This window comes from Thauera mechernichensis (assembly GCF_029588855.1).
GTDB classification, from domain to species: domain Bacteria; phylum Pseudomonadota; class Gammaproteobacteria; order Burkholderiales; family Rhodocyclaceae; genus Thauera; species Thauera mechernichensis.
The window spans coordinates 43122-68713 of the sequence record NZ_JARQZE010000009.1 but is presented as its reverse complement, the minus strand read 5'-3'; the positions used below and the strand labels follow the sequence as shown (position 1 = coordinate 68713).

Genomic DNA, 25592 nt, shown 5'->3' with positions numbered 1-25592 from the left:
CGCGTCCATGCAGGTCCAGCTACAGCGCCCGCCCGAACTGCTCGCCGGCTACACGGCACGGCCCGACCGCTACGACGAGTTGTGCCAGCGCATCGGCAGCGTGGTGGTGGTGCGGCCGCATTGGCGCGACTTCTTCCACGGCGTGGCGGCGATGCCGCCCGAGGAGCTGTCGGCGCGCCGTGCCGCCTTGCGCCGCCAGGTCCATGAGAACGGCATCACCTACAACGTCTATGCCGATCCGCGTGGCTTCCAGCGCCCGTGGGAGCTGGATCTGCTGCCCTTCATGCTGCCGGCCTCGGAGTGGGCGCAGATCGAGGCTGCCGTCATCCAGCGTGCCACCTTGTTCAACCACATTCTCGCCGACCTCTACGGCGAGCAGCGCCTGCTGCAGGAAGGGCTGATCCCGCCGGCGCTGATCTACGGCCACAGTGGCTTTCTGCGTCCGCTGGTGGGGGCGAAGCAGCCGGGCGACCTGTTCCTGCACCTGTACGCCGCCGACCTTGCGCGCTCGCCTGACGGGCGTTGGTGGGTGGTGGCCGACCGCACCCAGGCGCCGTCCGGGGCCGGCTACGCGCTGGAGAACCGCAGCGTGCTGGCGCGTGCCCTGCCCGAGCTCTACCGCGCGACCGGGGTGCAGCCGCTGGTGCCCTTCTTCGAGCGCTTCCGCGACAACCTGGCGGCGCTGGCGCCGGCTGGTGCTCTGGGAGATGACGAGGATCCCCTCATCGTCGTGTTGACGCCCGGCCCCTACAACGAGACCTACTTCGAGCACGCCTTCCTGGCGCGCGAGATGGGTTTCCCGCTCGTCGAGGGCCAGGACCTGACCGTGCGCGACGAGGCCGTCTTCCTGCGCACGCTCGACGGCCTGCAGCGGGTGCACGTGATCCTGCGCCGGGTGGACGACATCTGGTGCGATCCGCTCGAGCTGCGCGAAGATTCGGCACTGGGGGTTGCCGGGCTGGTGGCCGCGGTGCGTGCGGGCAAGGTGACGGTGGCCAATGCGCTCGGCAGCGGCATCCTCGAGACCGGCGCCCTGCTCGGCTATCTGCCGCACCTGTGCGAGGCGATGCTGGGGCAGAAGCTGCGCATGCCTTCGGTGGCGACCTGGTGGTGCGGCGAGCCCGCAGCACGCGACTACGCCCTGCAGCATCTGCGTGAGCTGGTGGTGAAGCCGGCCTACCCGAAGCTGGGCGCGGGACCGGTGTTCTGCCGCGACTTGCCGGAAGCCGAGCTGGCGGCGCTGGCCGCCCGCATTGCCGCCCGCCCCTTCGACTTCGTCGCCCAGGAGATGGTGAACATCTCGCAGGCCCCGGTGCTTGCGGTCGATGGCGAGGCGCCCGGCGAGCGCAGCGCCGACGGACGGCGTTCGGCGGACTTCCCGGGCTGCAGCATGGTGGCCCGCAACGTGGCCTTGCGCGTCTTCGTGGCGGCCGGGGCCGACGGCTTCCGGGTGCTGCCCGGCGGGCTGACGCGCGTGGCTTCGGGCTCCGACATGCGTATCGTGTCCATGCAGCAGGGCGGCAGCAGCAAGGACGCCTGGGTGCTGAGCCCGACCGCGGTGGAGCGGCCACCGCAGCACATCGTGCCCGGCCAGCTTGCGCCCCCTCCGGGCGGGCTGCGCAGGCTGGGGCTGTCGAGCCGGGTGGCGGAGAACTTCTTCTGGCTCGGGCGCTACAGCGAGCGGGCCGATGCCGCTGCGCGCCTCGGCCGCGAGACCCTGGCCCGCCTGGGCGGACTCGCGGGCGGCGCGGCTGCGGCGCCTGTGCTGCAGGGTGGTCGGCCGGAGCGCGTCTCGCAGGCCGCGGCGGCGGCCGACCCGGCGCTGGCCGCGCTGCTGGGGCTGTGCCGCCGGCTGGCGATCCTGCCTGCCGAGGCGCCGGTCGAGGCCGGTGCGGCGCGCGCACCCGTGCCGATTGCTGCGGGGACGCTCGCAGGCGCGCTCTTCGACCCGGACTGCAGCGGCAGCGTGGTGGCCAACCTGCGCGTTGTGCTGGGACTGGCGGCGCAGGTGCGCGACCGGCTCTCGCCCGACAGCTGGCGCATCTACAACCGTCTGTCGGACTTTGCTGCCGCGCCCGTGCAGGCGCTCGCCCTGGGTGACGCGCTGCATCGCCTGGATGAGTCGCTGCTGTCGCTGGTGACGCTGTCGGGCTTCGTCATCGAGAGCATGCCGCGCGACGCCGGCTGGCGCTTCCTGTCGATCGGCCGGCGTATCGAGCGCCTGCAGTTTCTGGCCGCCGCCTTGTCGGCGCTGCTGACGGCACCCAGTGCCGAGGCCCTGCAGGCGCTGCTCGCGGTGACCGACGGCGACTTGCGCTACCGCAGCCGCCATGCGCGCGGGCTGGCGCCGCTGCCGGTGGCCGAACTGGTGATGCTCGATGCGGACAACCCGCGTGCGTTGCGCTACCAGCTCGAGTCGCTGGTCGAGCACCTGCGCCTGCTGCCCGAGGGCGATGTGCTGGCCGAGCCGCTGACGCAGCAGCTGGAAACGCTGCAGGCCTTGTCGCTGTGCGATTGCCTGATCGTCGACGCGGCCGGGCGTGCCGCGGGCGGCGCTGCCGAACACGCGCGCTGTGCCGACCTGCACGACTTCCTCTCCCAGACCTGGGCATGTGGCAATCGTCTGGCGGATGCGCTGTCGCACCGCTATTTCACCCATCTCGACGCCCGTAGCCGGGCGACGGCCTCGTCCTGAAGCGGTGGCCTGCGATGCCCGAGTTCGAGATCCGCCACGACACCATCTACCGCTACGACAGTCTGGTCACGCTGTCGCAGCACATTGCCCACCTGCATCCACGCGAGCTCACCTACCAGCGCTGCCTGGCGCACACGCTGGAGCTGTCTCCCGCCCCCGCCCAGCGCAGCGCTGCCGTCGATTTCTTCGGCAATCCGGTAACGCGTTTCGCGCTCGACACGCCGCACGACCGGCTGCTTGTGCGGGCTCACAGCCGCGTCCGCGTCGGCGTTCGCGACTGGCCGGCCGCGGGCAGCGGACCGAGCTGGGAGGACGCACGCGACCACCTTCGCGATGGGCTGTCCGGCCATGCACCCCTCCAGCCCGAGGCGCGCGACGCCGGGCAGTATCGCTTCGCTTCGCCCTATGTGGCGCTGGGCGACGAGGCTGCTGCCTATGCAGGCTATGCGACGCGCTGCTTCACGCCGGGGCGCGCGCTGGTGGACGCGCTGCTGGCCTTGTGCGCGCGCATCCATGCCGATTTCCGCTTCGACGCCTCTGCCACCAGCGTGGCCACGCCGGTGGCAGAGGTCTTCGCCAAGCGGCGCGGGGTATGCCAGGACTTCTCCCATCTGATGATCGCCTGCCTGCGGGCGCTCGGCCTGGCGGCGCGCTATGTCTCGGGCTACCTGCTGACCCAGCCGCCGCCGGGGCAGCCGCGACTGGTGGGCGCCGACGCCTCGCATGCCTGGGTGGCCGTGTGGTGTCCCGGCCTGGGCTGGATCGAGGTCGACCCGACCAATGACCTGCAGCCGGGTGCGGATCACATCACCCTGGCCTGGGGGCGCGACTATGGCGACGTGGCGCCGCTGCGGGGGGTGATCCTGGGCGGGGGGGGGCACAGTGTCGAGGTTGCGGTGACGGTGACACCGACCGATGAGGGTGTGTGCGCACCAAATTGATGCACGCTCAGCGCATCCTGGTGCGCACCAAGCCGGTGCACTCCCGCTCGTGAGCCCGCAGAGCGCGCAACTGCGCGCCTGGAGTGCATGGCACGCTTCATGCTGAATGCTCGCTCAAGGGAGTCCAATCATGAGCGCAGACAGCACAATGACAGCCGCCAGACCTTTTGACGAAATGCATGCTGCCGACGGTACGGTGCGGGCGCATTACGGCCCGTACGCCGATTGGCTGGAGCAGATGCCACGCGAGAACATTGCGCGCAAGCGCAAGGAAGCCGACATCGCCTTTCACCGTGTCGGCATCACCTTCAACGTCTATGGCGAGGGCGGTGGCAAGGAGCGGCTGATCCCCTTCGATCTGTTGCCGCGCATCATCCCCGGCGACGAGTGGAGCGCCCTCGAGACCGGCCTGCGCCAGCGCGTGCGCGCACTCAATGCCTTCCTCGCCGACATCTACCATAGCCAGGAAATCCTGCGCGCGGGCCGCTTGCCGGCCGAGCAGGTGCTCAACAATGCCCAGTTCCGCCCCGAGATGAAGGGGGTGGAAGTGCCCGGAGGGCTGTACGCGATGATCGCCGGCATCGACCTGGTGCGTGCAGCGGGGGCGGACGGCAAGGGCGAGTACTACGTGCTCGAGGACAACCTGCGCGTGCCCTCGGGGGTGAGCTACCTGCTCGAGAACCGCAAGATGATGATGCGGCTCTTCCCCGACCTGTTCTCGCGCTACAACGTGCAGCCGGTCGAGCACTACCCCGATCTGTTGCTCGAGACCCTGCGCGCGGTGGCGCCCGCGGGTGTGCTCGACCCCACGGCCGTGCTGCTGACGCCGGGTGCCTTCAACAGCGCTTATTTCGAGCACAGCTTCCTCGCCCAGCAAATGGGGGTGGAACTGGTCGAGGGCCAGGACCTGTTCGTCAAGGACGACACCGTATTCATGCGTACCACCCAGGGGCCGCGGCGGGTGGATGTGATCTACCGCCGGCTCGACGACGACTTCCTCGACCCCGAGGTGTTCCGCCCCGATTCCATGCTCGGCGTGCCCGGCCTGATGTCGGCCTACCGCGCCGGGCGAGTGACCCTTGCCAATGCCGTCGGCACCGGCGTGGCCGACGACAAGTCGATCTACCCGTATGTGCCGGAGATGGTGCGCTTCTACCTCGGTGAGGAGCCCATCCTCAACAACGTGCCGACCTACATGCTGCGCGAGCCCGAGGACCTGGCCTACACGCTTGCCCACCTGTCCGAGCTGGTGGTCAAGGAGGTCCATGGCGCCGGCGGCTACGGCATGCTGGTCGGGCCGGCGGCAACGCGCGCGGAGATCGAGGAGTTCCGCGCCCGCATTCTGGCCGCGCCCGAGAAGTACATCGCCCAGCCCACCCTGTCGCTATCGACCTGTCCCACCTTCGTCGATGCGGGCATCGCCCCTCGCCACATCGACCTGCGCCCCTTCGTGCTGTCGGGCGGAAAGGAGATCCGCATGGTCCCCGGCGGGCTGACCCGCGTGGCCCTCAAGGCGGGCTCGCTGGTGGTCAATTCCTCGCAGGGCGGGGGTACCAAGGACACCTGGGTCGTCAATTGAAGCCTTCACGCCGCGCGCATCACGGAGAACGATCATGCTGAGCAGAACCGCCGACCACCTCTACTGGATGGCCCGCTATACCGAGCGTGCCGAGAACACGGTGCGCATGCTGGACGTGTCCTACCGCATGTCGCTGCTGCCGGGCACCAATGGCTGCGACACCGATGGCTGGTCGGCCATCCTGGCCATCAGCGAGTTGTCGGACGCCTTCGCCCGCACCGGCCGGCCGCTGACGCCGCGCGACGTGATCGAGTTCGTCGTGCTCGACCGCGACAACCCGTCGAGCGTATGGAACTGCCTGCGTGCGGCGCGCGAGAATGCCCACGCCGTGCGCGGCACGCTGACGGCGGAGATGTGGGAGACCACCAACGCCACCTGGCTCGAGATCCGCGACATGACGCCGGAGAAGCTGCAGGCCACCGATCTGGGCGAGTTCTTCGAGTGGGTGAAGTTTCGCTCCCACCTGCTGCGCGGGGTGACCTTCGGCACCATGCTGCACGATGACGCCTTCAAGTTCGTGCGCCTGGGCACCTTCCTCGAGCGCGCCGACAACACCGCCCGCCTGCTCGACGTGAAGTACCACAGCCTGTTGCCCAGGGCCGAAGGGCTGGGCAGCTCAACCGACTTCTACCAGTGGGGCGCGCTGCTGCGTTCGGTGTCCGCGTTCGAGACCTACCGCCACGTGTACCGCGACGTCATCACGCCGCACAAGGTCGCCGAGCTGCTGATCCTCAACGCCGCCATGCCGCGCTCGCTGCATGCCTGTCTCGACGAGATCAACGACATCCTCGGCGAGATCGCCAACCTGCACTCGGCCGAGGCCGCCCGGCAGGCCGGCGAGCTTCATGCCACACTGCACTACGGGCGCATGGACGATATCTTCGCCACCGGGCTGCATGCCTGGCTGGAGCGCTTCCTGGTGCGCATCAACCGCCTCGGCGACAGCATCGGCGATAACTTTCTCGTTCCTGTCGCCGCCTGAGCGCAGCCGCCCGCGCGGCGGCTCCTTCGATCAATGACCCAATCGGGATGAACCGATGACCTACTGTGTCGCCATGTGCCTCGACGAAGGCCTGGTCTGCCTGTCCGATTCGCGTACCAACGCGGGTGTGGACCACATCAATACCTTCCGCAAGATGACCGTGTTCGAACGCGCCGGCGATCGCGTGCTGGTGCTGATGAGCGCGGGCAATCTCGCCATCACTCAGGCGGTGATCAACATCCTGCGCGAACATGCCGCGGTGCAGGACCGCGACAGCCTGTGGAACGCGCCCACCCTGTTCGAGTGCGCCCGCCTGGTCGGCGAGACCATCCGCGGCGTCTATCGCCAGGACGCCGAGGCGCTCAAGCAGTTCGGCGTGGACTTCAATGCCAGCTTCATCCTGTGCGGCCAGATCGGCGACGAGCCGCCGCGCCTGTTCAACATCTATGCCGCGGGTAACTTCATCGAGGCCTCGGTCGATACGCCCTATTTCCAGATCGGCGAGTCGAAGTACGGCAAGCCGATCATCGATCGCGTGGTGAGCGCCCGGACCTCGCTCGACGAGGCCGCCAAGTGCGCGCTGATCTCGATGGATTCGACGATCCGCTCCAACCTGTCGGTGGGCCTGCCGCTCGACCTCCTCATCTATCGCCGCGACGAGTTGCGCGTCGCCCGTCATCTGAACGTGGATTGGGACAATCCCTATTTCGACATGATCCACAAGGAGTGGGGTGCGAACCTGCGCAAGGTGTTCGAGGCCCTGCCCGACCCCGATTGGTCGCGCTGGCCCGGCGAGGATGCGGCAGCGTCCCGCATCGAGGTGGTGACGGCCAGCGTTGCCCGCAGCAGCGAGGCCTGAGCGCCAGCGCAGAGGGCGTCAGGGCGCGCAAGCCGTGCAAGAAAACACTTGCGATTTATTATGTTGCAGTGCAACATAAAGCCACACCGATTCAACCCACGGTGTCACCTATCCGTCAGGAGAACACCATGAACGCTTCGCCCGAGAAAATGCTCGCCTCCGCCCGTGCCGTCGCCGAGGGGCGTGTCAACGATGTCGCCCTGGCCAGCGGCAGCCTGCTGTCGATGGTCGAACACCTGACCGCGCTCAATCTCAACACCGCGCGCGCGGCGCTCGACGACACCATCGTGCTCCAGCAGTCGATCTGTGCCGCGCGCGAGCCGCGCGACCTGCTCGCCATCCAGGTCGGCAGCATCACCCCCGCGCTCAAGCGCGGCTTTGACTACGGCAAAAGCGCCAGTGGCATTGCCAGCCTGGCACAGGTCGAGCTCTTCAAGCTCGTCGAGGCCGGCATGTCGCAATGGCTGCAGGGCGTCATCGTCACGCTCGAAACGCTCAATCGCGCAGCGCCCGGTTCCGAGTTGGCGGTCAAGGTCCTCAAGACTGCAGTCGCCAACGCCTCGTCGGCCTACGAGGGCGCGAGCGAGGTGGTCAAGCAGGTCTCCGAGGTCGCCCAGGCCAATGCCGACCAGGCTGCCGCTGTTGCGGTCGATGCCGTGAGCAAGACCACCAGTGCTACGGTGTCCTTGTTCAAGAGCGCGGCGTAAGCAGCGCAGGGTCTGCATGGACGGGCCCGGATGTGGGCCCAATGAAGAAAAAGCCAGTTCCTCTTGGACTGGCTTTTTTGCTTTCGGGGAGCCCAGGCGGGAGCCTGTGGTGGGCCTTCAGTTTCCTGGGCAAGGTATCGAAGAGCTGTCTATATTGAGTCTGATGTGTATTAGCGACACTGTGCGCGAATTGCACTGTGGATGAATGAAGTTGCCTTCATGCATCCGCCTGGGGGAGGTTTTCAAGGGGCTGGGTAAGTTCACGGACTGACCGGTTTGGTGCGACGTGCGTCGATCAGCAGGAGACCAGAAGTGACTGCCATATCCGTGAGCTACATGATGCGCCCCCGGACCGGGCATGTTCGCAGGATGCTGGGGGTGGCTGCCGTGCTTGTCGGTGCAATGGGGATGGCCGCAAGTGCCCAGGCTCAGGTCGCGAGGCCGGACTGCGAGGCCGTTGCGCCTTGGGCTGCCGGCTTCGATCGCAATGACGAATGGCAGCCGAATGCCTTGGGCAGTCGTCACCGCCTGCCCAGGCTCTTCGTATCGCAGGAGACGGAGGCGCTGTTCGGCAAGCCGATGCTGTCCTGGACCGAAGCGGATGCCATGAGCGTTCGGGAGGTGGTGCTGGCCTGTCGCCAGGCAACCAAGGATCGCGAGTTGTCCGGCGCCTACAACGCGATGCAGAGCGCCTTGGTCAGTCGCGTCGCCAACTTCTCCAAGGCCTTGGCCGATGCTCGGGGCAGGGCCGGCACAGCGATGAACGCGCTGCAGAGTGCGCCGCCTTCCTTGCCCTTGCTGAGCTTTCACTCCGCGCTCGAGCAGGCCGCAACGGCGCAAGGGTATGCACGCCTGCCGGCGGCCGCCAACGGCTTGGCGCCCGCGGCGTCGAATGCTGCGCGTGAATTGATTGCCGCGCTGCGGGACCTGCCGGAAGCCGAGATCGCGACGCGGGTGGCAGAGCCTGCAGCGCGGACGGCGCTTGCCATGCGTGATGGGGTGGTCGAGGCCCTGCTTACGGAAGTGCGAGCGGTGCCGGTCAGCCTGCCAGGCCTGGGGTTACTGGACCGCATGGCGCAGGCGCTGCCGCGTGACTACGCGCCGGCGCTGGGGAAGGAGGCAACGGAGAGCCTGCTGCGCGCCGTGACCGAACGGCGGGCGCACATCGCGACCGAGATCGCGGATGTGCTGGTGGCGCAGATCGGTGAATCGTCCCGGGACTTCGATGCCTTTGCGCAGATCGATCAGGCTGCGGACGGCAACCTGCTGCGACAGCTGCCCCAGGCGCAGGCCGCGCGTGTCCATGATGCGGCTCAGGCGCGCCGCCAGGTGGTTGCCGATGCGCTGTTCAGTGACATGACGACGAAACTGGGCGCCTTGCCCGCGACCGATGCCGCGCTCGATTCGGTCGACGCCGCCTTGAGATCGATTGCGGCTTGGCCAGCGAGCGCAGCGCCGTTCAAGCCTCGGTTCGAGGAAGGGGCCAGGAAACGTCGGGCAGAGATCCTTGCGGCGGTCGATAAGGCCGAGGCAGGGGCGATGCGAGGCCGGGTCTATGAAACAGGTGACAAGGCGCACCGTTTCGAGTTTGTTGATCGCACCCGGGTGTTCGTGCATGAACCCGGACATACCGCCGCCGGTACCTACACCGAGGAAAAGGACGGCCGCATCGTGGTCACGGTCAATGGCGAGTCGACCGTCCTGACGCGGGAGGGGCGGCGTCTGAACGGTTGGCACACCCAGGTCAGTCGCACGAAATAGGGCTTTGACCAGTCAGGAGTTGGGTCTTGATCTGCAAGACCAAAAGCAAAAAGGCCAGCTCGCGAGAACTGGCCTTTTTGCTTGAATTTGTTGGTGGGGGCACTAGGACTCGAACCTAGGACCAATTGATTAAGAGTCAACTGCTCTACCAACTGAGCTATACCCCCGGTGCCTTGCGGCAGATCGGCGTTTCCGTCGATCAAGAGACCGCGATTATACGCAAGATTCGGCGTACTGCAACAGCTGCCGCAAGGTATTTGACGCTGCCTGCGGCGCTGCGCTCAATTGCGCGGCACCTTGTCGAGGGCGAGGAATAGCTGTTCGGCACTGAAGGGCTTGGCGATGAAGTCGTTCATACCGGCTTCGAGGCAGCGTTTGCGGTCGGCGTCGTAGGCGTTGGCGGTCATCGCGACGATGTGAGGCTGGCGTCTGAGGGGTAGCGTGCGGATGGCCCGTGTCGCGTCCACGCCGTCGAGTTCGGGCATCTGCATGTCCATCAGGATCAGGTCGAAGTCGCCCTGCTGCGCCTTGTCGACGGCAATGCGGCCGTTTTCGGCCGTCTCCAGGGTATGGCCGCCCTGCTGTAGCAGGCGGATGGCGAGCAAGCGGTTGATCGCATTGTCCTCGGCGATCAGGACCTTCAGCTTCGACTGGGTGCTGCGCTCCAATGCCAGCCGGGCTGCCGAGGGTTTGCCCGAAACTTGGGGGCTGGCGGGTGTATCAGATACCCGCAGCTCGAGCGCGAAGTCGAAGCACGCACCCTTGCCGGGTTCGCTTTCGAGCTTGATCGCACCCCCCATCGCTTCGACCAGGCTGGCGCTGATTGCCAGGCCAAGGCCGGTCCCCCCGTACTGTCGGGTTGTCGAGCTGTCGGCCTGGGAGAAGGCCTTGAACAGGTGCTGGCTCTGCTCGGGCGAGATGCCGATGCCTGTATCGCGGACCACGAAATGCACCTGTGTGCACTGTGCGTCGCACGACAGTTGGCGCACCTCGAGTGCGACCTGGCCGTGAGCGGTGAACTTGATTGCATTGCCGAGCAGGTTCCAGAGCACCTGGCGCAGACGGGTGCTGTCGCCGATGACGTTCGGCGGCAGCTGGTTGTCATAGTGCAGCGTCAGCGCCAGGCCTTTGCCTTGGGCGAGGGGTCGTATCAGGCCGAGCAGGGCGTCGATCTCGTCGCGCAGTGCGAAGTGGCGCGCCTCGAGTTCGAGCCGGCCAGCCTCGATCTTGGCGAAATCGAGGATGTCGTTGATCAGGCTCAGCAAGGTTGTGCCACTTTGCTGGATGGTGCTCACGCACTCGCGCTGGCCCGCGGCGAGCGGGCTCAGTTCGAGCAGCTGCGCCATCCCGAGGATGCCGTTGAGCGGGGTGCGAATCTCGTGGCTCATGACCGCGAGGAACTCGCTCTTGGCCCGGTTGGCCGCCTCGGCGGCGAGGCGTGCCTCCTCGGCGTGCGCGCGCAACTGCTCTGTACGCTCGAACTCCAGGCAGGCCCGACAAGCTGTGTCCAGGCGCGCGAGAATGGGCGCGAGTGCCGTCAGCAGCCTGCTCTCGAGCGGAGTCCCTATGCGCACCAGAATGACGAATCCGCTCCCCGCCATGGGCAGCAGGTACAACTGCCTGCCTTGCTCGCGAGTCAGAGCGTGGGCGGCGTCGGGGCGGTGTTGATGTGCCTCGATGAGTTGGGCGAGCTGAGTGTCTTCCGACAGGATCGCCTTCTCTCTCGCCGGAAACGAAAAGCAATGCGCCGCCGTGCCCGTCCCGGTGTCGAGCCAGACATGGCCGGCCCGGCAGTCGAGCAGCTTCAGTGCGCTGGGCATGAAGCTGCGCAGCATCGCGCTCAGGCGCGGAGACTGGCCGATCAGCAATGCCAGCTCATACTGCAGGGAAAGCAGGCTGAGGCGGCTGGGGTCGAGCGGGTTCATGGGCGTTGGGCCTGAATGGGGGCTAGCTGCCTGCCAGCACCATGGTCTTGTTGAAGAACTCCAGGCAACCGTCTCCGCGGTTGGCAATCTCGCCCAGGGTCAGGGCGCCGAACAGCGCCCTACCGTCCAGCTGGGCAGCGACCGCCGCAAGCTCCTCCTCGAAGCGAGCCTCCAGGAACAGGACTCGACTGATGCAGTCGATCATGATGACTGGAGCGTCTCCTGCGTCCTTGACGGCGAGTGCGGCCGATTCGGCAGCGGCGATGAGCGCCTCTGGCTGGCCCTTGAGCAGGAACACGATGCTGTTCGGGCCGACCTCGCCGACGCACACCAAGGTTCCGTCAATAACCGTGATCGGATCGCGAACCACCACTTCGCCGCCGGCTCTTTCCATTCCGAACGGATAGCCCTTGGCGATTTCGAAAAAGTTCTCGCTGTTGATACTGTCCCCGCAGTCTGCATCGACCAGTGTCCGATAGAGCTCGAAGGCGGGTTGGTAGTCGAGGCTGATGATGCGGTTGCGCTCAGCCTGGGTAACGACGAATGGGCCGGCGTGCTTCTGCCAGCCATGCCTGACGCCGACACGCGTGGGTCGATCGATCAGCACCATCTGGGCGTGGTCGACGAGCAGGCCCTTGTTGCTGAAGATGCAGGGGCGCTGCTGAAAGTCCAGACTGCCAGCGCCACCGCCAAAATACACCGGGTCGCTGCCCAGCATGTCGTAGACGCCGTCCAGGAAGGCTGCGATGCGCTGTGCAAGTCCGTCTACGACGATGAACACGGTTTGCGGCGATGGCAGGTCCTGCAGTGCGGATTCGAGTTCGGCGGAGTAGTCTGCTTGGGAGGACGACAAACCGCTGGTTTCGATAATGCGCACCTGTCCCTTGAGGCCGTGGACGATGCAGCCGGTCTCGTGATGCATGCGACCGAACACGATCTGCGGGAAGATGCCACCGCACACGGGCACTGGCAGTGCCTGCAGCCAGGATGAAAGCTCGACTGGGTCATAGCGGTTGCCATCGGCCGCGAGAATCATCAAGGCTTGCGCACCGTCCGCCAGCGCCTGCTCGGCAAGTCGGAACAAGGCTTTGCTGGTGGGCTCCGGTGAGAAAAGCAGGGTTTCATCCATGATGGCGCCTTGATTGAATCGTTTATGGCGTTTATGGCATAAAGTTGCGATTAAGGGAAGCCTGCGGTTAGCCGCCTTTGTGAAGAATTACCCGAGAATGCGACCTGCGCGACGGCGCGTTCCGATGCCGTCCATGCTGCCCAGGCCCTGGGTGCCGTGTGCGTGGCAGATGGCGCAGGCGAGCGCGTCGGCGGCATCGGAGCTTGGGCTGGCGTCCAGCGTCAGCAGCCGTTGCACCATGTGCTGGACTTGTTCCTTGTGCGCCTTGCCGTACCCTACGACCGACTGCTTGACCTGAAGTGCCGTGTATTCGGCCACCGGCAGGTCGCAGGAAACCGCGCCGCAGATCACCGCGCCGCGCGCCTGGCCGAGCAGCAGGGTCGATTGCGGGTTGACGTTGACGAAGACCTTTTCGACCACGACCACATCGGGCTGGTAAGTGGCAATCACCTCACGCACGCCGTCGAGCAGGGTCTTGAGGCGTCCGGGCAGTTCGCCGTCCCGGGTCTTGATGCAGCCACTGGCGACATAGCGCAGCTGGCTGCCGAGCTGGTCGATGAGACCGAAGCCGGTGATGCGCAGCCCGGGGTCGAGGCCCAGGATGCGGGTGACGACGGCGCGGGTGGCGTTGCTCATGGACGGCCTCCAGGGCGCGGGCCGGTCGATTCTAGCCCTTGCGCGCCAGCCATACACCCGATACCGCAATCGCCATGCCGGCGAGCGCGAGCGGGCTGAGGGTCTCGCCGAACATCGCCCAGGCGATGAGCGCGGTGGTCGGCGGCGTGAGGTAGAACAGGCTGGCCACATTGACCGCGCTGCCGCTGCGGATCAGCAGGTTGAGCAGGCTGATCGCACCCAGCGACAGCACCAGCACCAGCCACAGCAAGGCGAAGACGAACTCGCCACTCCAGTCGATCTGCATGGTCTCGACCTGGCTCGCCACCAGGGCGGTCAGCGCGAGGCTGGGCAGGAACTGCAGAACCGAGCCGGTGCGCAGGTCGAAGCGCGGGCAGAAGCGCTTCTGGTACAAGGTGCCCGCGGTGATGCCGACCAGCGCGGCCAGCGCCGGCAGCAGCATGCGGCCGAGCGCGTCGGTGGCGACGCCATCCACCGAGACCTTGCTTCCCACCACCAGGGCCACGCCGGCGAAGCCCAACGCCAGCCCCGCCCACTGCCGCGACGACACGCGCTCGCCCAGCAGCGCGCCTGCCAGTGCGCCGGTGAGCAGCGGTTGCATGCCCACCACCAGTGCGGAGATGCCCGCCGGCAGGCCATGGTGGATGGACATGAACACCCCGCCCAGATACACCGCATGCACCAGCAGCCCGGTGACGGCGATGTGCATCGCATCGCGCGGGCTTGCCGGCCAGGGGGCACGCATGGCCAGCGCCAGCAGGGTCATCAGGCCGATGACGAGCACGTAGCGCACGGCCAGGAAGGTGAGCGGTTCGGCGTAGGGCAGGCCGTACTTCGCGCCGATGAAGCCGGTGCTCCACAGCACGACGAACAACAGGGGCATCAGGCGGGTGAGCTGGGTGGGAACTGGCATCGCGTGCCTCGCGTGAGGCCTGCGCCTCCCATGGGGGAGTGAGGCTGGGGTGGCAGGGTGTCGAATGAAAAAAGCTCGCGGCTTGCGCCGCTCCCACTGTGATGCCGGTCACTCCGTGGGAGCGGCGCAAGCCGCGAGCCTTCAGGGCAGGGCGCAGCCCCCGCGCTTACTCGGCGAACTCGGCGGAGGTATACACCTCCTGCACGTCGTCCAGGCCTTCGAGTGCGTCGAGGAGCTTCTGCATGCGCGCAGCCTCGTCGCCGGCGAGTTCGATCACGTTTTCGGGCTTCATCGTCACCTCGCCGAACTCGGCGGTAAAGCCGGCCTTCTCCAGAGCCTCCTTGACGCTGGTGAACTCCCAGGGGCCGGTGATCACCTCGATCGAGCCGTCGTCGTTGGTCTGCACGTCCTCTGCACCGGCCTCGAGCGCGGCTTCCATCAGCGCGTCCTCGCTGGTGCCGGGGGCGAACAGCAGCTGGCCGCAATGTTTGAACTGGAAGGCCACGCAGCCGTCGGTACCCATGTTGCCACCGTACTTGGAGAAGGCGTGGCGCACGTCGGCGACGGTGCGGGTCTTGTTGTCGGTAAGGCAATCGACCATCACCGCCGAGCCACCGATGCCGTAGCCCTCGTAGCGGATCTCCTCGTAGCTCACGCCCTCGAGTTCGCCGGTGCCCTTCTTGATCGCGTTGTCGATCTTGTCCTTGGGCATGTTCACGCCCTTGGCCTTGTCCACCGCCAGGCGCAGGCGCGGGTTGAAGCCTGGGTCACCCCCGCCCATCTTGGCGGCAACGGTGATCTCCTTGGCCAGCTTGGAGAACGCCGCACCGCGCTTCTCGTCCTGACGACCCTTGCGGTGCTGGATGTTGGCCCACTTGGAATGACCCGCCATAGAAAACCTCTGTGCTGCATCTGCGATTGAAGAGGGGCGCATTATACCGCCGGGCCACGCGGGCGGGCCGTGGCCACGCTGGCGCTGCTACACTTTTGCGATCGACCGATTCCGACCCGAGGAGCATGCCATGGCCGAACCAATGCTGATTGCCCGATCGCCCCAGGACGCCGCATTCAAGGACATCCTGCTGCTGCCGCGGCTGGCCAACCGCCATGGCCTGATCACCGGCGCCACCGGCACCGGCAAGACAGTGACGCTGCAGAAGCTCGCCGAAGCCTTCGCCGGCATCGGCGTGCCGGTATTCATGGCCGACGTGAAGGGCGACCTTTCGGGTATCGGCGCGGCCGGCACTGCGGCGCCCAAGCTGCTGCAACGCCTGGAGGCGATCGGCATCACCGAATATGCGCCACGTGCGAACACCGCGGTGTTCTGGGACGTGTTCGGCGAGCAGGGCCACCCGGTGCGCGCCACCATCTCCGACATGGGCCCGCTGCTCATCGCCCGCCTGCTCAATCTCAACGATATCCAGACCGGCGTCCTGACGCTGGTGTTCAAGATCGCCGACGACAACGGCATGCTGCTGCTCGACCTCAAGGACCTGCGCGCGATGGTGCAGTTCGTGGGCGAGAATGCGAAGAGCTTCACCACCGAATACGGCAACATCTCCCCGGCCTCGATCGGCGCCATCCAGCGCAATCTGCTCGCGCTCGAGCAGCAGGGCGGCGACGTATTCTTCGGTGAGCCGATGCTCGACATCCACGACCTGATGCAGACAGATGCCGAGGGCCGTGGCGTGATCAACGTGCTGGCCGCCGACCGGCTCTACAACTCGCCCAAGCTCTACTCGACCTTCCTGCTGTGGATGCTCTCCGAGCTCTTCGAGCAGTTGCCGGAGATCGGCGACCCCGACAAGCCCAAGCTGGTGTTTTTCTTCGACGAGGCCCATCTGCTGTTCAACGATGCGCCCAAGGCGCTGGTCGAGAAGATCGAGCAGGTGGTGCGCCTGATCCGCTCGAAGGGCGTGGGCGTGTATTTCGTCACCCAGAACCCGCTCGACGTGCCGGAGACCGTGCTCGGCCAACTCGGCAACCGCGTGCAGCACGCCCTGCGCGCGTTCACTCCGCGCGACCAGAAGGCGGTCAGGACCGCTGCCGACACCATGCGGCCGAACCCTGCCTTCAACGCGGCGCAGGCGATCACCGAGCTCGGCGTGGGCGAGGCACTGGTGTCTTTCCTCGACGACAAGGGTCGCCCCGAGGTCACCGAGCGCTGCTTCGTGATCGCGCCCGACTCGCGCCTGGGGCCGCTGACCGAGGCCGAGCGGCGCGCGGCGATCACCGGCTCGGTGGTTCATGGCCACTACGAGCAGGTGGTGGACCGCGAGTCCGCCTACGAGATGCTGCGCGCGCAGGCGGCGGCGTCGGCAGCAGCGGCCGAGCAGCAGGCTGCAGCGCGCCAGCAGGCGGCGTCCGGGTCGGGGGGAGGCATGAATGAGATCCTGTTCGGCTCTACCGGACCGCGCGGTGGGCAGCGCGACGGCCTGGTGCAGATCGCCGCGAAGACGGTCACCCGCACCATCGGCAGTTCGATTGGCCGCCAGATCGTGCGCGGGCTGCTGGGTTCGCTGCTGGGCGGCGGCAAGCGCTGAACTGGCCCAAGTGGCCGGGTCCTACCAGGGGCCGCAGCGCTGCTTGCCGTTGACCCAGACGCAGCTCAGGTTGCGCCCCGAGTGCTTGGCCGTGTAGAGGGCGCGGTCCGCTGCGTTGACCAGGCTGTCGGTGTCGGTCATCTTCGGCTCGCGCGCGGCCACGCCGATGCTGACGGTGACACTGATCATGCTCTTTCCCGTGTCGACGCGCAGGTTCTCGATGACGCGGCGAAGGCGCTCGGCAGCGAGCAGGCCTGCCTTGATGTCGGTGTTGGGGCAGATGACCAGGAATTCTTCGCCGCCCATGCGGCAGACGCTGTCGTTCTTGCGCGCCGAGCGCTCGATCGCCTGGGCTACCTGACGCAGGGTCGTGTCACCGATGGCGTGGCCATAGGTGTCGTTGATCGTCTTGAAGTGGTCGATGTCCAGCACCAGCACGGCCAGTGCTTCACCCGAGCGGTCGGTTGCCGCCCATGCCTTGGACAGGCTGTTCATGCCCGCGCGTCGGTTCGGCAGGCCGGTCAGCAGGTCGGTCATTGCCGCATGGGCGAGCCTGCGGTTGCTGATCGCGAGTTCGGCGGCGAACTGCTTCAGCTTGGCGCGGTCCCGGTCCCAGTCTTCCAGTAGCTGGTTGTGGTGGCGGGCGGCGAACAGGCGCGCGCGCAGCATGAGCATGTCTACCGGCTTGGCGAGGAAGTCGTCGACGCCGCCCTCGAAGGCCTCCATGACCTCCTGCTCGTTGTTGCTGGCCGTGAGCATCACGATGTACATCGTCCGCCCCCACTCCGATGCGCGAAGTGCCCGGCACAGCTCCAGCCCGTTCAGCCCCGGCATCTGCCAGTCGGTCAGGACAACCTGAGGCATGGTCTCGAGTGCGAGCGCGAGCGCTTCGCGACCATTCGACGCGCAGGTGACCTGATGCCCCAGGTTCTTCTCCAGTGCTGCGTGCAGGGCTGTCCGTGTGGTGGCGTCATCCTCGACCAGCAGCACGCGCATTGCATATTCGTTGGTTCCGCGCTTTGCCTGGGCGTCCGTCATCAGCGCGAAGGCGGGCGGCGCAGCGGTCGATACCTTGAGCAGCTCGCCCCATTCGCGCCAGCGTTGCATCAGGCTGTCGATGGTGCGCCCCATCTCGTCGGCATCGAGGCCGAACTTGCTGCCCAGCAGCAGCAAACCGGGGATCTGCTCGCCCCGCTCGTGTTCCGAGGCGGTTCCAAGGTTGGCGACACAGCGTGCGAGATGGAACAGGTGCACCAGTTGATGCGGCCTGGAGCCGGGGGCGAAGCCCGAGTCGTCGGGTGATTCGTGGTAGTAGATCGGCTCGACCAGGGCCATCGGCAGGCCCCAGTCGGCGAGCATTGCAGCGGAGAGCTCGGTGTGGTCGGTGTGCAGGTGCTCGCGCTCCAGTTCCACGAGCCGGCTTGCAGCGTCCGGGTGGGCAAGCAGTGCACCGTATTCCTGTGGGTGGGCCGTCGCCAGGGCGAGCCTGCCGATTTGTGCCAGCAGGCCGCAGGCGAACAGTTCGTCTGCGGCGCCGCCGCTGGACACGCTCGCGAAGGCCTGCATCGCAACGCCCATCAGCAGGGAGTGGGACCAGAAGCCTGCGTAGTCGAATCCGGGGCAGGGGCCGTCCTGATGTTGATCGACGAGTGAGAAGCCCAGCGCAAGGTTGCGCACGGTGCCCAGGCCCAGGCGGGCGATCGCATCGGTAACCGAAGCAACGGAACGTCCGCCACTGGCCGCCGAGTTTGCCTGGCGCAGGAGACGGCCGCTCAGGGCGGGGTCGGTCTGGGCGACGCGGGCGATGTCCTTGAAGTCGGCATCACTGCTGCGGCACAGGTCGAGAATTGCGAGCGCTACGCCCTTCGGGCTGGGGAGTTTGCCGTTCAGCGGAATGCGCTCGAGCTTTCTCATCTTGAGGTTGACGCGATGCGATGTTCGTGGAGACCGCGCAGCATAACCGATCCGCCGATAGGCGCGCAGCGCGGATCCGGCAGCAGCAGCGATGGGCAGGACTTGGAGTAGGATTGCAGCACAGGCCTGACGGCCGCGGGTTGTGGGGCTGGAGGGGCTGATGACGGTTCGGGGAGGCAGCGTCTTCGTTGGATGGGTCGCCGTGATGGCTGCGCTCGTCGTTGCCGCACGGCTGGCACCGTCGGCCATGTGGGCGAGCATCTTCGACAACCTGCAGTGGACGTTTGCCTTTGGTGGATCTGCATGGCTCGCCTGGCGGGGGCTGGCGGGCGCAAGGGTCATCGACCGACCCTTGCGGATAGGTCTGTTTGCCGGTGCCTTGATGATCTTCGCGGGGCAGTTGGTCTGGATGGTGCAGGTGGCGTCGGGGTGGAATCCATTCCCGGCGCCGGCGGATGCAGTGTTTCTGCTTGCGCCGGTGGCGTGGGCGGCAGGCTGGTTGGCCGCGCTCGTCAGGGGCTTGCCACGCGAGCGCTTGTTGCCGTCGCTGCTCGACATCGGGGGGGCCATGAGTGCCCTCATGGCGGCCGTACTCACCCTTTACTTCCCTTCCGGGGCCGACCTGGCCTTCGGCAGCCTGATCGTGCTGGCGCTCTATCCTGTCCTGTTCCTGCTGGCTGCAGGACTCGCGGTGCTGGTGGTGCCCGCCTTGCAGTTGAGGCCTGATCGCTTCCATCTGCTCGTGCTTGTGGGAACGACAACCTACGGTCTGAGCTGGATGCACTGGAACCTTCTGGCACTGGAGGACGCGTTGGTGCCTGGCAGCCTTTTCAATGCCGCATTCACCCTGTCCGCGGTGCTTTTCGGTTTGGGTGCTTGTCGCTTCCGGATCGAGGCCGACTTACGCGGCGACGAATGCTGGCGCGAGCGTACGATGGCCTACCTGCCCTTGGCGGCCATGGCACTTGCGCTGTTGAGCCTGGTGCTGCTGTTCTTGCGCAGCGGGGACGATGCCGGCGTGGCCCAGCGCGTCATCTTTGCCTGCTGTCTGTTGGCGCTCACGCTGACGACCGTGCGCCAGACCCTGGTGGTCGGTGTTCTCGAACGCCTGCGCAATGCTGAGAACGCCATCCTGCGCAACGAGGCGCAGATGTACCGACTCGCCAATTTCGACACTCTGACCGAACTGCCCAATCGCCGCCTGTTCGAGGATCGTCTCGAACACAGCCTGCGCGAGGCGGCGCTGAGTGGGGGGCAGGTGGCGGTGCTGCTCATCGATCTCGACCACTTCAAGCAGGTCAACGACACCTTCGGCCATCGTTTCGGCGACCGCCTGCTGCGTGAGACCGCGATGCGCCTGCAGTCCTGCCTGCGCAGCGATGCAACGCTGGCGCGCATGGGCGGCGACGAATTCATGGTGATGGTCGAGCGGATGCACTCGCGCACCGATGTCGCGGCCCTTGCTCAAGCCTTGCTCGATAGGGTCGACTGTCCGTGGGCAGATGCAGCCATGGCGCAACAGATCGTCGGCGCGAGCATCGGCATCAGCCTGTATCCCGACGATGCCGCCAATGCGGTCGAGCTCATCCGTAACGCCGACTCGGCACTCAACGAAGCCAAGTCCGCCGGGCGTGGCACCTATCGCTTCTATATCGAGGCCTATACCGAGGTCACCCGGCGCAAGCTCGAGCTGCGCAACAGGCTGCGCCTTGCGCGACCGGACCTCGAGTTTCATGTTGTCTATCAACCGCAGTACGACGCCTTGCGCAATCTGGTTGGGTTGGAGGCGCTGCTGCGCTGGACGGTGGACGGAGCGCCGGTGCCGCCGGACGAGTTCATTCCCATCGCCGAGGAAAGTGGCCTGATCGTCGCGATCGGGGAGTGGGTGCTGGAGACGACCTGCAGGCAGATCCTTGCCTGGCGTGCGCAGGGGCGCTGGGTACCGCCGGTATCGGTGAACGTATCGGCACGCCAGCTCATCGAAGCGGAGATTGCGCAGCGTTACGCCCAGATTGTGCATGCAGCCGGCGTCGCTGCCGCGGATCTCGTCCTCGAGGTGACCGAGACCCAGCTCCTGGAGGATCGCATGCTGCCGTCCGTCGAGGCCTTGTCCCGCGCCGGCTTCAAGTTGTCGATGGACGATTTCGGTACGGGGCAGTCATCCCTGGTCAAACTCAAGTTGTTGCCGATCACGGAACTGAAGATCGACAAGGCCTTCGTCAGGGACATTGCGACCGACGCCGGAGACCGTGAGATCTGCGCGACCATCCATGCCCTGGCGATCACGCTTGGGCTGGAGGTCGTCGCCGAGGGTGTGGAAACCGAGGATCAGTTCGAACTGCTCGTTGGCATGGGGTGCCAACGCTTCCAGGGCTGGCTGTTCGCGCCGGCCATGCTGCCGTCGGCGGTGTCGCTGCCGTCTGAGGCTGCACAACTCACGGCAGGCAGCGCAACTGCCCCTGCACGATGATGCACGAGCGGTTTCGCCCCGACTCCTTGGCGCGGTAGAGCGCGCGATCGGCGGCGTTGACCAGGCTGTCGGCATCGATCATCGACGCTTCGCGGCTGGCCACGCCGATGCTGATCGAGGTGCGAATTGGGCTCCCTCCCGCGTCGATCTTCATCGACTCGACCGTGCGCCGCAGCCGGTCCGCTGCGAGCAGTGCGGCCTTGAGGTCGGTGTTCTCGCAGATCATCAGGAACTCCTCTCCGCCCCAGCGGCATACGGCATCGTTCTTGCGTGCCGCGCGCTGGAGCTCCTGGGCGACCGCGACCAGAACCTTGTCGCCGACTGCATGGCCGTGGGTGTCGTTGATGCGCTTGAAATAGTCGATGTCGAGCACCAGCACCGAGAGCGGCTGTTGGGAGCGGCTGGCCGCCGGCCAGGCCTTGGCGAGCGCGTCCGTGCCGGCACGCCGGTTGGGCAGGCCGGTGAGCAGGTCGGTCATGGCCGTGTGCTCGAGACGACGATTGCTGATCGCGAGCTCGGCGGCAAACTGCTTGAGCTGTGCGCGGTCGCGCTCCCAGGCCTCGAGCAGCTGCACGTAGTGGCCCGCGGCCCGCAGCCGGGCGCGCAGGGTGCGCACATTGACCGGCTTGGTCAGGAAGTCGTCCACGCCGGCTTCGAAGGCCTCGGCGATCTCGTCTTCGGCGTCCAGTCCGGTGAGCATGATGAGGTACATCGTCTGCCCCCACTCGGTGGCGCGCAGCGCGTGCGTGAGCTCGAGGCCGCTCATGCCTGGCATCATCCAGTCGGTGATGACGATGTGGGGCTGCGCGTCTACCGCGACTGCGAGTGCCTCCGCACCTGTTCCGGCACTGATGACCGTATGCCCAAGCACGTCGCGGAGCACGCTCTCGACGATGCAGCGCGAGGTGGCATCGTCATCCACCAGCAGCACGCGCAGGGCAGTGGGGGTGCCGGACAGTTCGGGGCGGCGCGCGTCTGCGGCGGACATCTGGGCGAAGGTGGGCAGCGCTGCCGCCGGGACCTTGAGCAGGTTGCCCCACTCGCGCCAGCGCGGCATCAGCTCGTTGATCGCGTGGTCCAGCGCATCGGCATCCAGGCCCAGCTTGCCGCCGAGCAGCAGCAGTGCGGCGCTGCGGTTGCCGTATTCGCTTTCCGGCGCGAGGCCGAGGTCGGCGATGCAGCGGGCGAAGTGGAAGACGCTGGCCAGTTGCTGCGGTCTCGAGCCGGCCAGGAAGCCGGAGGCCTCGGGGGCTTCGTGGTGGTAGATCGGTTCCACCAGTGCGCTGGGGATGCCCCATGCGGTCAGCAGGGCTGCGGTCAGTTCGTTGTGGTCGGTGTGCAGGTGCTCGCGTTCACGCTCGACGAGCGGGCTGTGTGCGTCGGTATCCTGCAGCAGGCGGCCATAGGCGGCCGGGTATACCGTGGCCAGCCCCAGGCGGCCGACCTGTGCAAGCAGCCCGCAGGCGAACAGTTCTTCGCCCGACCCGAGGTTCATCGTCGTTCCGAATTGCTGGACGGCGATTGCCATCAACAAGGAGTGTGACCAGAACGACTGGTAGTCGAAACCCTGGCAGGGGCCATTCTGATGCTGGTCGACGAGTGAAAAGCCCAGTGCCAGGTTGCGTACGGTGCCCAGGCCGAGGCGGCGGATCGCCTCGAGTACCGACGCCACCGGGCGCCCGCCGCCCATTGCCGCGGAGTTGGCCTGGCGCAGCAGCCTGCCTGCGAGCGCGGGGTCGGTCTGGGCAAGCTGCGCCAGGTCGGTGAAGGTCGCGTCTTCCCGGCGGCACAGGTCGAGAATGGCCAGCGCTACGCCTTTCGGGCTGGGCAGATCACCATCCAGCGGAATTTGTTCGAGCTTCTTCATCGTCAGCGAGCTTGGGCCCTTGCAGAGGCTGATAAAATACCTGATTCAAAGGGTGTGCATTATGCAAATTCGAAGAGAGGAGCCGCTGCGACCGTGATCTTCCGCCGTCTGAAGGTCTGTTTGGCCGGATTCGGCATCCTGTTCGCGGCATCCGGGGGGGCTGCGGCAGCGCAAGACCTGACCGCGCTGCCGCTCGAGGCGCTGTTGCAGCGCGACTTCATCTCCGCCTCGCGGCTTGCACGCCAGGTGAGCGATGCGCCGTCCGCGGTGGCGATCGTCACCGCAGATGACATCCGCGCCTACGGCTATCGTACGCTGGCCGAGGTCATTGCCAGCATGCGCGGCCTTTATGTTACCGATGAGCGTCGCTATCAGTACATGGGTGGCCGGGGCTTCGGCGATGCCGAGGACTACGCGGGGCGCGTGATGCTGCTCGTCGATGGCTATGCGGTCCAGGACAATCTCTTCGACCAGGCCTTCATCGATGAGTCAGGCCTGATCGACCTCGAACTGGTCGAGCGCGTGGAGTATGTGCCGGGGACCGGATCGGTCACCTACGGCAACAACGCACTGCTTGGCATCATCAATGTGGTGACGCGCAAGGGGCGTGACTTTGACGGCGCGCGGGTGTCCGCCCAGTTCTCCAGCCAGGGCGCCAGCGGTCAGCGCGCCACCTGGGGCAAGCGGCTCGAGAGCGGTGCGGAGGTCCTGCTCTCGGCGTCGATGCTCGACATCGACGGCCGCAATCTCTACTTCCCCGCCTACGATACCCCCGCCACCAACCGCGGCGTCGCCGAGGGCCGCGACGGCGAGCGCAACCAAAGGGTGTTCGGCAAGCTGTCGTGGTCCGGGTGGACGGTGCACGGGGCATGGGTCGAGCGCAGCAAGGGCGTGCCGACGAACCCCTCGCAGTACACCGCGTTCAACACCCCCTTCCCGATCCGGGACGAGAGCGCGTTCATAGGCGTGCGCCACGAGACGGATCTGGGCCTGCGGCTGCATTCGTCGTCCAGTCTGATGCTGGGCCGCTACGCGTACTGGAACGAACGCGAGTATGCGAGGGAAGAGTGTGCAGAGGACGAGCCGCGGATCGTGTCGTGCGAGAACGATGCTGCCGGTGTGCCCTATGGCTACTTCGACGGCGAGAAATTCGGTGTCCGCGACTACAAGGGCGCTTGGTGGCGCTTCGACCAGAAGTTCGTCGGGCGCTGGTTCGCCGGGCACACCCTGGTTTTCGGGGCGGAACTGCGCAAGGACCACCGTCAGGCCTTCAGCGTGCGCTACCTGTCACCGGGCCGCGAGGTGCTGAGCCAGAACGAGGGCGCGCTGTCGCGCCGGACGGCGAGTGTCTACTTCGCGGACGACTATCGCTGGAGTGAGCACTGGACCTTGAACATCGGCGCACGCTATGACGACGCCGACGATCTCGACGGCAATCTCAGTCCGCGTGTGGCGCTGATCTGGTCCCCCGACGCGCGCACGTCGGTGAAGGTTTCCTACAGCGAGGCCTTCAAGATGCCCAATGCGAACGATCGCTGGACATCCGGTGACACCGCCGTGCCCGAGTATGTCGCCGCCACCGAGTGGGTGCTGCAGCACCAGCTGTCGCCGCAAACCCGCGTGACCGGCTCCCTGTACCACTATCGGCGGAGCGATCTGCCGGTGTATAGCGCAGCGGTCGAGGACTACGTTGCTGAAGGCAGCAGCTGGGCGCGCGGCGCCGAAGTCGAGATCGAGCACCTGTGGGCGCGAGCGGCCCGCCTGCGCGCCAGCCTTGCCCGACAGCATGTGCGCGACGTCGATGGGCGCGATGCGGTCAATTCGCCCGACCTGCTCGGCAAGCTCAATTTCACCTTTCTGCTGCCGGGCGAAGCGCTGCGCACCGGTTTCGAGATGCAGTATCTCGGTCCACGCCTGACGCGCGAGCGGCGCATGCTCGGTGGCGTCACGCTCGCGAACCTGACGCTTTCCACCGAACAGGCCTGGCATGGCGTATTCGCGTCCCTGACCGTACGCAACCTGTTTGACCGCCGCTATGAGACGGTTTCCGGCCTCGGCTGGCGGCCCGACAGCGGCGTGGCGCAGGACAGTCTGCGCATGGATGGCCGCAGCCTGTGGCTGGAACTCGGCTACGCGCTATGAGGTTGCGCGCGCTCGCCTGCCTGCTGCTGGTCGTCTCCGCCGTGTCGGGGGCGCGGGGCCAGGCCGTTCCCGAGCATGAGCTCAAGGCGACCTACGCCTACAATTTTGCTGCGCTTACGCAGTGGCCCGCGTCGGCGCGGACAAGCTTCAATCTCTGTGTTCTTGGCGACGATGAGCTTGCGCTTGCGATGCGGCGACTCGAGGGCAAGGTCCTGCATGGACGCGTGGTATCGGCGGTGCCTCTCGCGGCGCTGTCGGCGATCCGCGATTGCGATGTGCTCTTCGTTGGCGCCGGCGAACAGGCCAACCTGTCTCGCATCGTCGACGCGCTGGGCGACGCGCCGGTGCTGACGGTCAGCGATGCGCCGTCGCTGCAGGACGTCGCGATCCGCATCGTTCCCGAAGGCAGCCGGCTGGCCTTCGAGGTCGATGTCGAGCGCTGCCGGCGCGCCGGTCTCAAACCGGGTGCCGCCTTGCTCGATCTGGCTCGTAAGGTGCGCCTTCCTACCGATTGAACAGGGCAGGCGTC

The 25592-nt window shown here is 66.5% G+C and carries 18 protein-coding genes and 1 tRNA gene; 11 read left to right on the top strand and 8 right to left on the bottom strand.

The window, feature by feature from the left end; translation table 11 throughout:
• Positions 1-7: 7 nt before the first annotated feature.
• From P7F68_RS13155 to P7F68_RS13125, 7 genes are all read left to right on the top strand, one after another.
• Positions 8-2695, top strand: a complete 2688-nt coding sequence (locus tag P7F68_RS13155) for a circularly permuted type 2 ATP-grasp protein (RefSeq protein WP_277833750.1) — start codon at positions 8-10, stop codon at positions 2693-2695.
• 14 nt (positions 2696-2709) lie between these two features.
• Positions 2710-3636: a transglutaminase family protein gene (locus P7F68_RS13150; protein ID WP_277833748.1), complete on the top strand. Its 927-nt coding sequence runs from the start codon at positions 2710-2712 to the stop codon at positions 3634-3636.
• Positions 3637-3784: 148 nt separating this feature from the next.
• Entirely contained in the window at positions 3785-5215 is a 1431-nt protein-coding gene (locus P7F68_RS13145; RefSeq protein WP_277833859.1) for a circularly permuted type 2 ATP-grasp protein, read from the top strand.
• Positions 5216-5249: 34 nt separating this feature from the next.
• Complete coding sequence (locus tag P7F68_RS13140) at positions 5250-6197, top strand: alpha-E domain-containing protein (RefSeq protein ID WP_002933514.1); 948 nt, start codon at positions 5250-5252, stop codon at positions 6195-6197.
• A 55-nt stretch (positions 6198-6252) separates the two neighbouring features.
• Positions 6253-7056 carry a proteasome-type protease gene (locus tag P7F68_RS13135; protein WP_002933516.1) on the top strand — a complete coding sequence of 268 codons (804 nt, stop codon included), beginning with the start codon at positions 6253-6255 and terminating at the stop codon, positions 7054-7056.
• A 128-nt stretch (positions 7057-7184) separates the two neighbouring features.
• Positions 7185-7763 (top strand): TIGR01841 family phasin, encoded by a 579-nt coding sequence (phaP, locus tag P7F68_RS13130; RefSeq protein WP_004248804.1) that lies wholly within the window; start codon positions 7185-7187, stop codon positions 7761-7763.
• Positions 7764-8075: 312 nt separating this feature from the next.
• Complete coding sequence (locus P7F68_RS13125; protein WP_277833744.1) at positions 8076-9524, top strand: serine/threonine-protein kinase; 1449 nt, start codon at positions 8076-8078, stop codon at positions 9522-9524.
• Between the two features lie 91 nt (positions 9525-9615).
• Here the strand turns inward: P7F68_RS13125 and P7F68_RS13120 are convergent.
• The 6 genes from P7F68_RS13120 to P7F68_RS13095 all read right to left on the bottom strand — a co-directional run bounded on the left by P7F68_RS13120 (position 9616) and on the right by P7F68_RS13095 (position 15019).
• A tRNA-Lys gene (locus P7F68_RS13120) sits at positions 9616-9691 on the bottom strand.
• Positions 9692-9805: 114 nt separating this feature from the next.
• Positions 9806-11449: an ATP-binding protein gene (locus P7F68_RS13115; RefSeq protein WP_277833742.1), complete on the bottom strand. Its 1644-nt coding sequence runs from the start codon at positions 11447-11449 to the stop codon at positions 9806-9808.
• 22 nt (positions 11450-11471) lie between these two features.
• On the bottom strand, positions 11472-12578 hold the full coding sequence (locus tag P7F68_RS13110) for an FIST signal transduction protein (protein WP_277833740.1): 1107 nt from the start codon (positions 12576-12578) through the stop codon (positions 11472-11474).
• Between the two features lie 87 nt (positions 12579-12665).
• Positions 12666-13214, bottom strand: a complete 549-nt coding sequence (gene ruvC / locus P7F68_RS13105; protein WP_004248801.1) for a crossover junction endodeoxyribonuclease RuvC — start codon at positions 13212-13214, stop codon at positions 12666-12668.
• A gap of 31 nt (positions 13215-13245) precedes the next feature.
• Entirely contained in the window at positions 13246-14127 is an 882-nt protein-coding gene (locus P7F68_RS13100; protein WP_277833738.1) for a DMT family transporter, read from the bottom strand.
• A 166-nt stretch (positions 14128-14293) separates the two neighbouring features.
• Positions 14294-15019: a YebC/PmpR family DNA-binding transcriptional regulator gene (locus P7F68_RS13095; protein ID WP_277833736.1), complete on the bottom strand. Its 726-nt coding sequence runs from the start codon at positions 15017-15019 to the stop codon at positions 14294-14296.
• 130 nt (positions 15020-15149) lie between these two features.
• Here P7F68_RS13095 and P7F68_RS13090 point away from each other — a divergent pair, with 130 nt between their 5' ends.
• Complete coding sequence (locus P7F68_RS13090; RefSeq protein WP_002945238.1) at positions 15150-16670, top strand: helicase HerA-like C-terminal domain-containing protein; 1521 nt, start codon at positions 15150-15152, stop codon at positions 16668-16670.
• A 21-nt stretch (positions 16671-16691) separates the two neighbouring features.
• Here P7F68_RS13090 and P7F68_RS13085 read toward each other — a convergent pair whose 3' ends face one another.
• Entirely contained in the window at positions 16692-18584 is a 1893-nt protein-coding gene (locus P7F68_RS13085; RefSeq protein ID WP_277833732.1) for a diguanylate cyclase, read from the bottom strand.
• 160 nt (positions 18585-18744) lie between these two features.
• Here P7F68_RS13085 and P7F68_RS13080 point away from each other — a divergent pair, with 160 nt between their 5' ends.
• The gene (locus tag P7F68_RS13080) at positions 18745-21054 is read left to right on the top strand and encodes a putative bifunctional diguanylate cyclase/phosphodiesterase (protein WP_277833730.1); all 2310 of its coding nucleotides are present in this window, start codon (positions 18745-18747) and stop codon (positions 21052-21054) included.
• Here P7F68_RS13080 and P7F68_RS13075 read toward each other — a convergent pair.
• Positions 21020-22921 carry a GGDEF domain-containing response regulator gene (locus P7F68_RS13075; protein WP_277833728.1) on the bottom strand — a complete coding sequence of 634 codons (1902 nt, stop codon included), beginning with the start codon at positions 22919-22921 and terminating at the stop codon, positions 21020-21022. The two genes, P7F68_RS13080 and P7F68_RS13075, sit on opposite strands and share 35 nt — an antisense overlap.
• Positions 22922-23014: 93 nt before the next feature.
• Between P7F68_RS13075 and P7F68_RS13070 the strand changes: the two genes are divergently transcribed.
• Both P7F68_RS13070 and P7F68_RS13065 read left to right on the top strand, forming a co-directional pair.
• Complete coding sequence (locus P7F68_RS13070) at positions 23015-25063, top strand: TonB-dependent receptor plug domain-containing protein (protein WP_277833726.1); 2049 nt, start codon at positions 23015-23017, stop codon at positions 25061-25063.
• Positions 25060-25578: a YfiR family protein gene (locus P7F68_RS13065; RefSeq protein WP_002932611.1), complete on the top strand. Its 519-nt coding sequence runs from the start codon at positions 25060-25062 to the stop codon at positions 25576-25578. The genes P7F68_RS13070 and P7F68_RS13065 overlap by 4 nt, the downstream gene beginning before the upstream one ends.
• The last annotated feature ends 14 nt before the right edge of the window (positions 25579-25592 follow it).

Coding starts and splice junctions, on each gene's coding strand:
- P7F68_RS13080 (WP_277833730.1), top strand. CDS start 18,745: ATGACGGTTCGGGGAGGCAGCGTCTTCGTTGGATGGGTCGCCGTGATG.
- P7F68_RS13155 (WP_277833750.1), top strand. CDS start 8: ATGCAGGTCCAGCTACAGCGCCCGCCCGAACTGCTCGCCGGCTACACG.
- P7F68_RS13150 (WP_277833748.1), top strand. CDS start 2,710: ATGCCCGAGTTCGAGATCCGCCACGACACCATCTACCGCTACGACAGT.
- P7F68_RS13115 (WP_277833742.1), bottom strand. CDS start 11,449: ATGAACCCGCTCGACCCCAGCCGCCTCAGCCTGCTTTCCCTGCAGTAT.
- P7F68_RS13065 (WP_002932611.1), top strand. CDS start 25,060: ATGAGGTTGCGCGCGCTCGCCTGCCTGCTGCTGGTCGTCTCCGCCGTG.
- P7F68_RS13145 (WP_277833859.1), top strand. CDS start 3,785: ATGACAGCCGCCAGACCTTTTGACGAAATGCATGCTGCCGACGGTACG.
- ruvC (WP_004248801.1), bottom strand. CDS start 13,214: ATGAGCAACGCCACCCGCGCCGTCGTCACCCGCATCCTGGGCCTCGAC.
- P7F68_RS13135 (WP_002933516.1), top strand. CDS start 6,253: ATGACCTACTGTGTCGCCATGTGCCTCGACGAAGGCCTGGTCTGCCTG.
- phaP (WP_004248804.1), top strand. CDS start 7,185: ATGAACGCTTCGCCCGAGAAAATGCTCGCCTCCGCCCGTGCCGTCGCC.
- P7F68_RS13085 (WP_277833732.1), bottom strand. CDS start 18,584: ATGAGAAAGCTCGAGCGCATTCCGCTGAACGGCAAACTCCCCAGCCCG.
- P7F68_RS13090 (WP_002945238.1), top strand. CDS start 15,150: ATGGCCGAACCAATGCTGATTGCCCGATCGCCCCAGGACGCCGCATTC.
- P7F68_RS13140 (WP_002933514.1), top strand. CDS start 5,250: ATGCTGAGCAGAACCGCCGACCACCTCTACTGGATGGCCCGCTATACC.
- P7F68_RS13075 (WP_277833728.1), bottom strand. CDS start 22,921: ATGAAGAAGCTCGAACAAATTCCGCTGGATGGTGATCTGCCCAGCCCG.
- P7F68_RS13095 (WP_277833736.1), bottom strand. CDS start 15,019: ATGGCGGGTCATTCCAAGTGGGCCAACATCCAGCACCGCAAGGGTCGT.
- P7F68_RS13110 (WP_277833740.1), bottom strand. CDS start 12,578: ATGGATGAAACCCTGCTTTTCTCACCGGAGCCCACCAGCAAAGCCTTG.
- P7F68_RS13100 (WP_277833738.1), bottom strand. CDS start 14,127: ATGCCAGTTCCCACCCAGCTCACCCGCCTGATGCCCCTGTTGTTCGTC.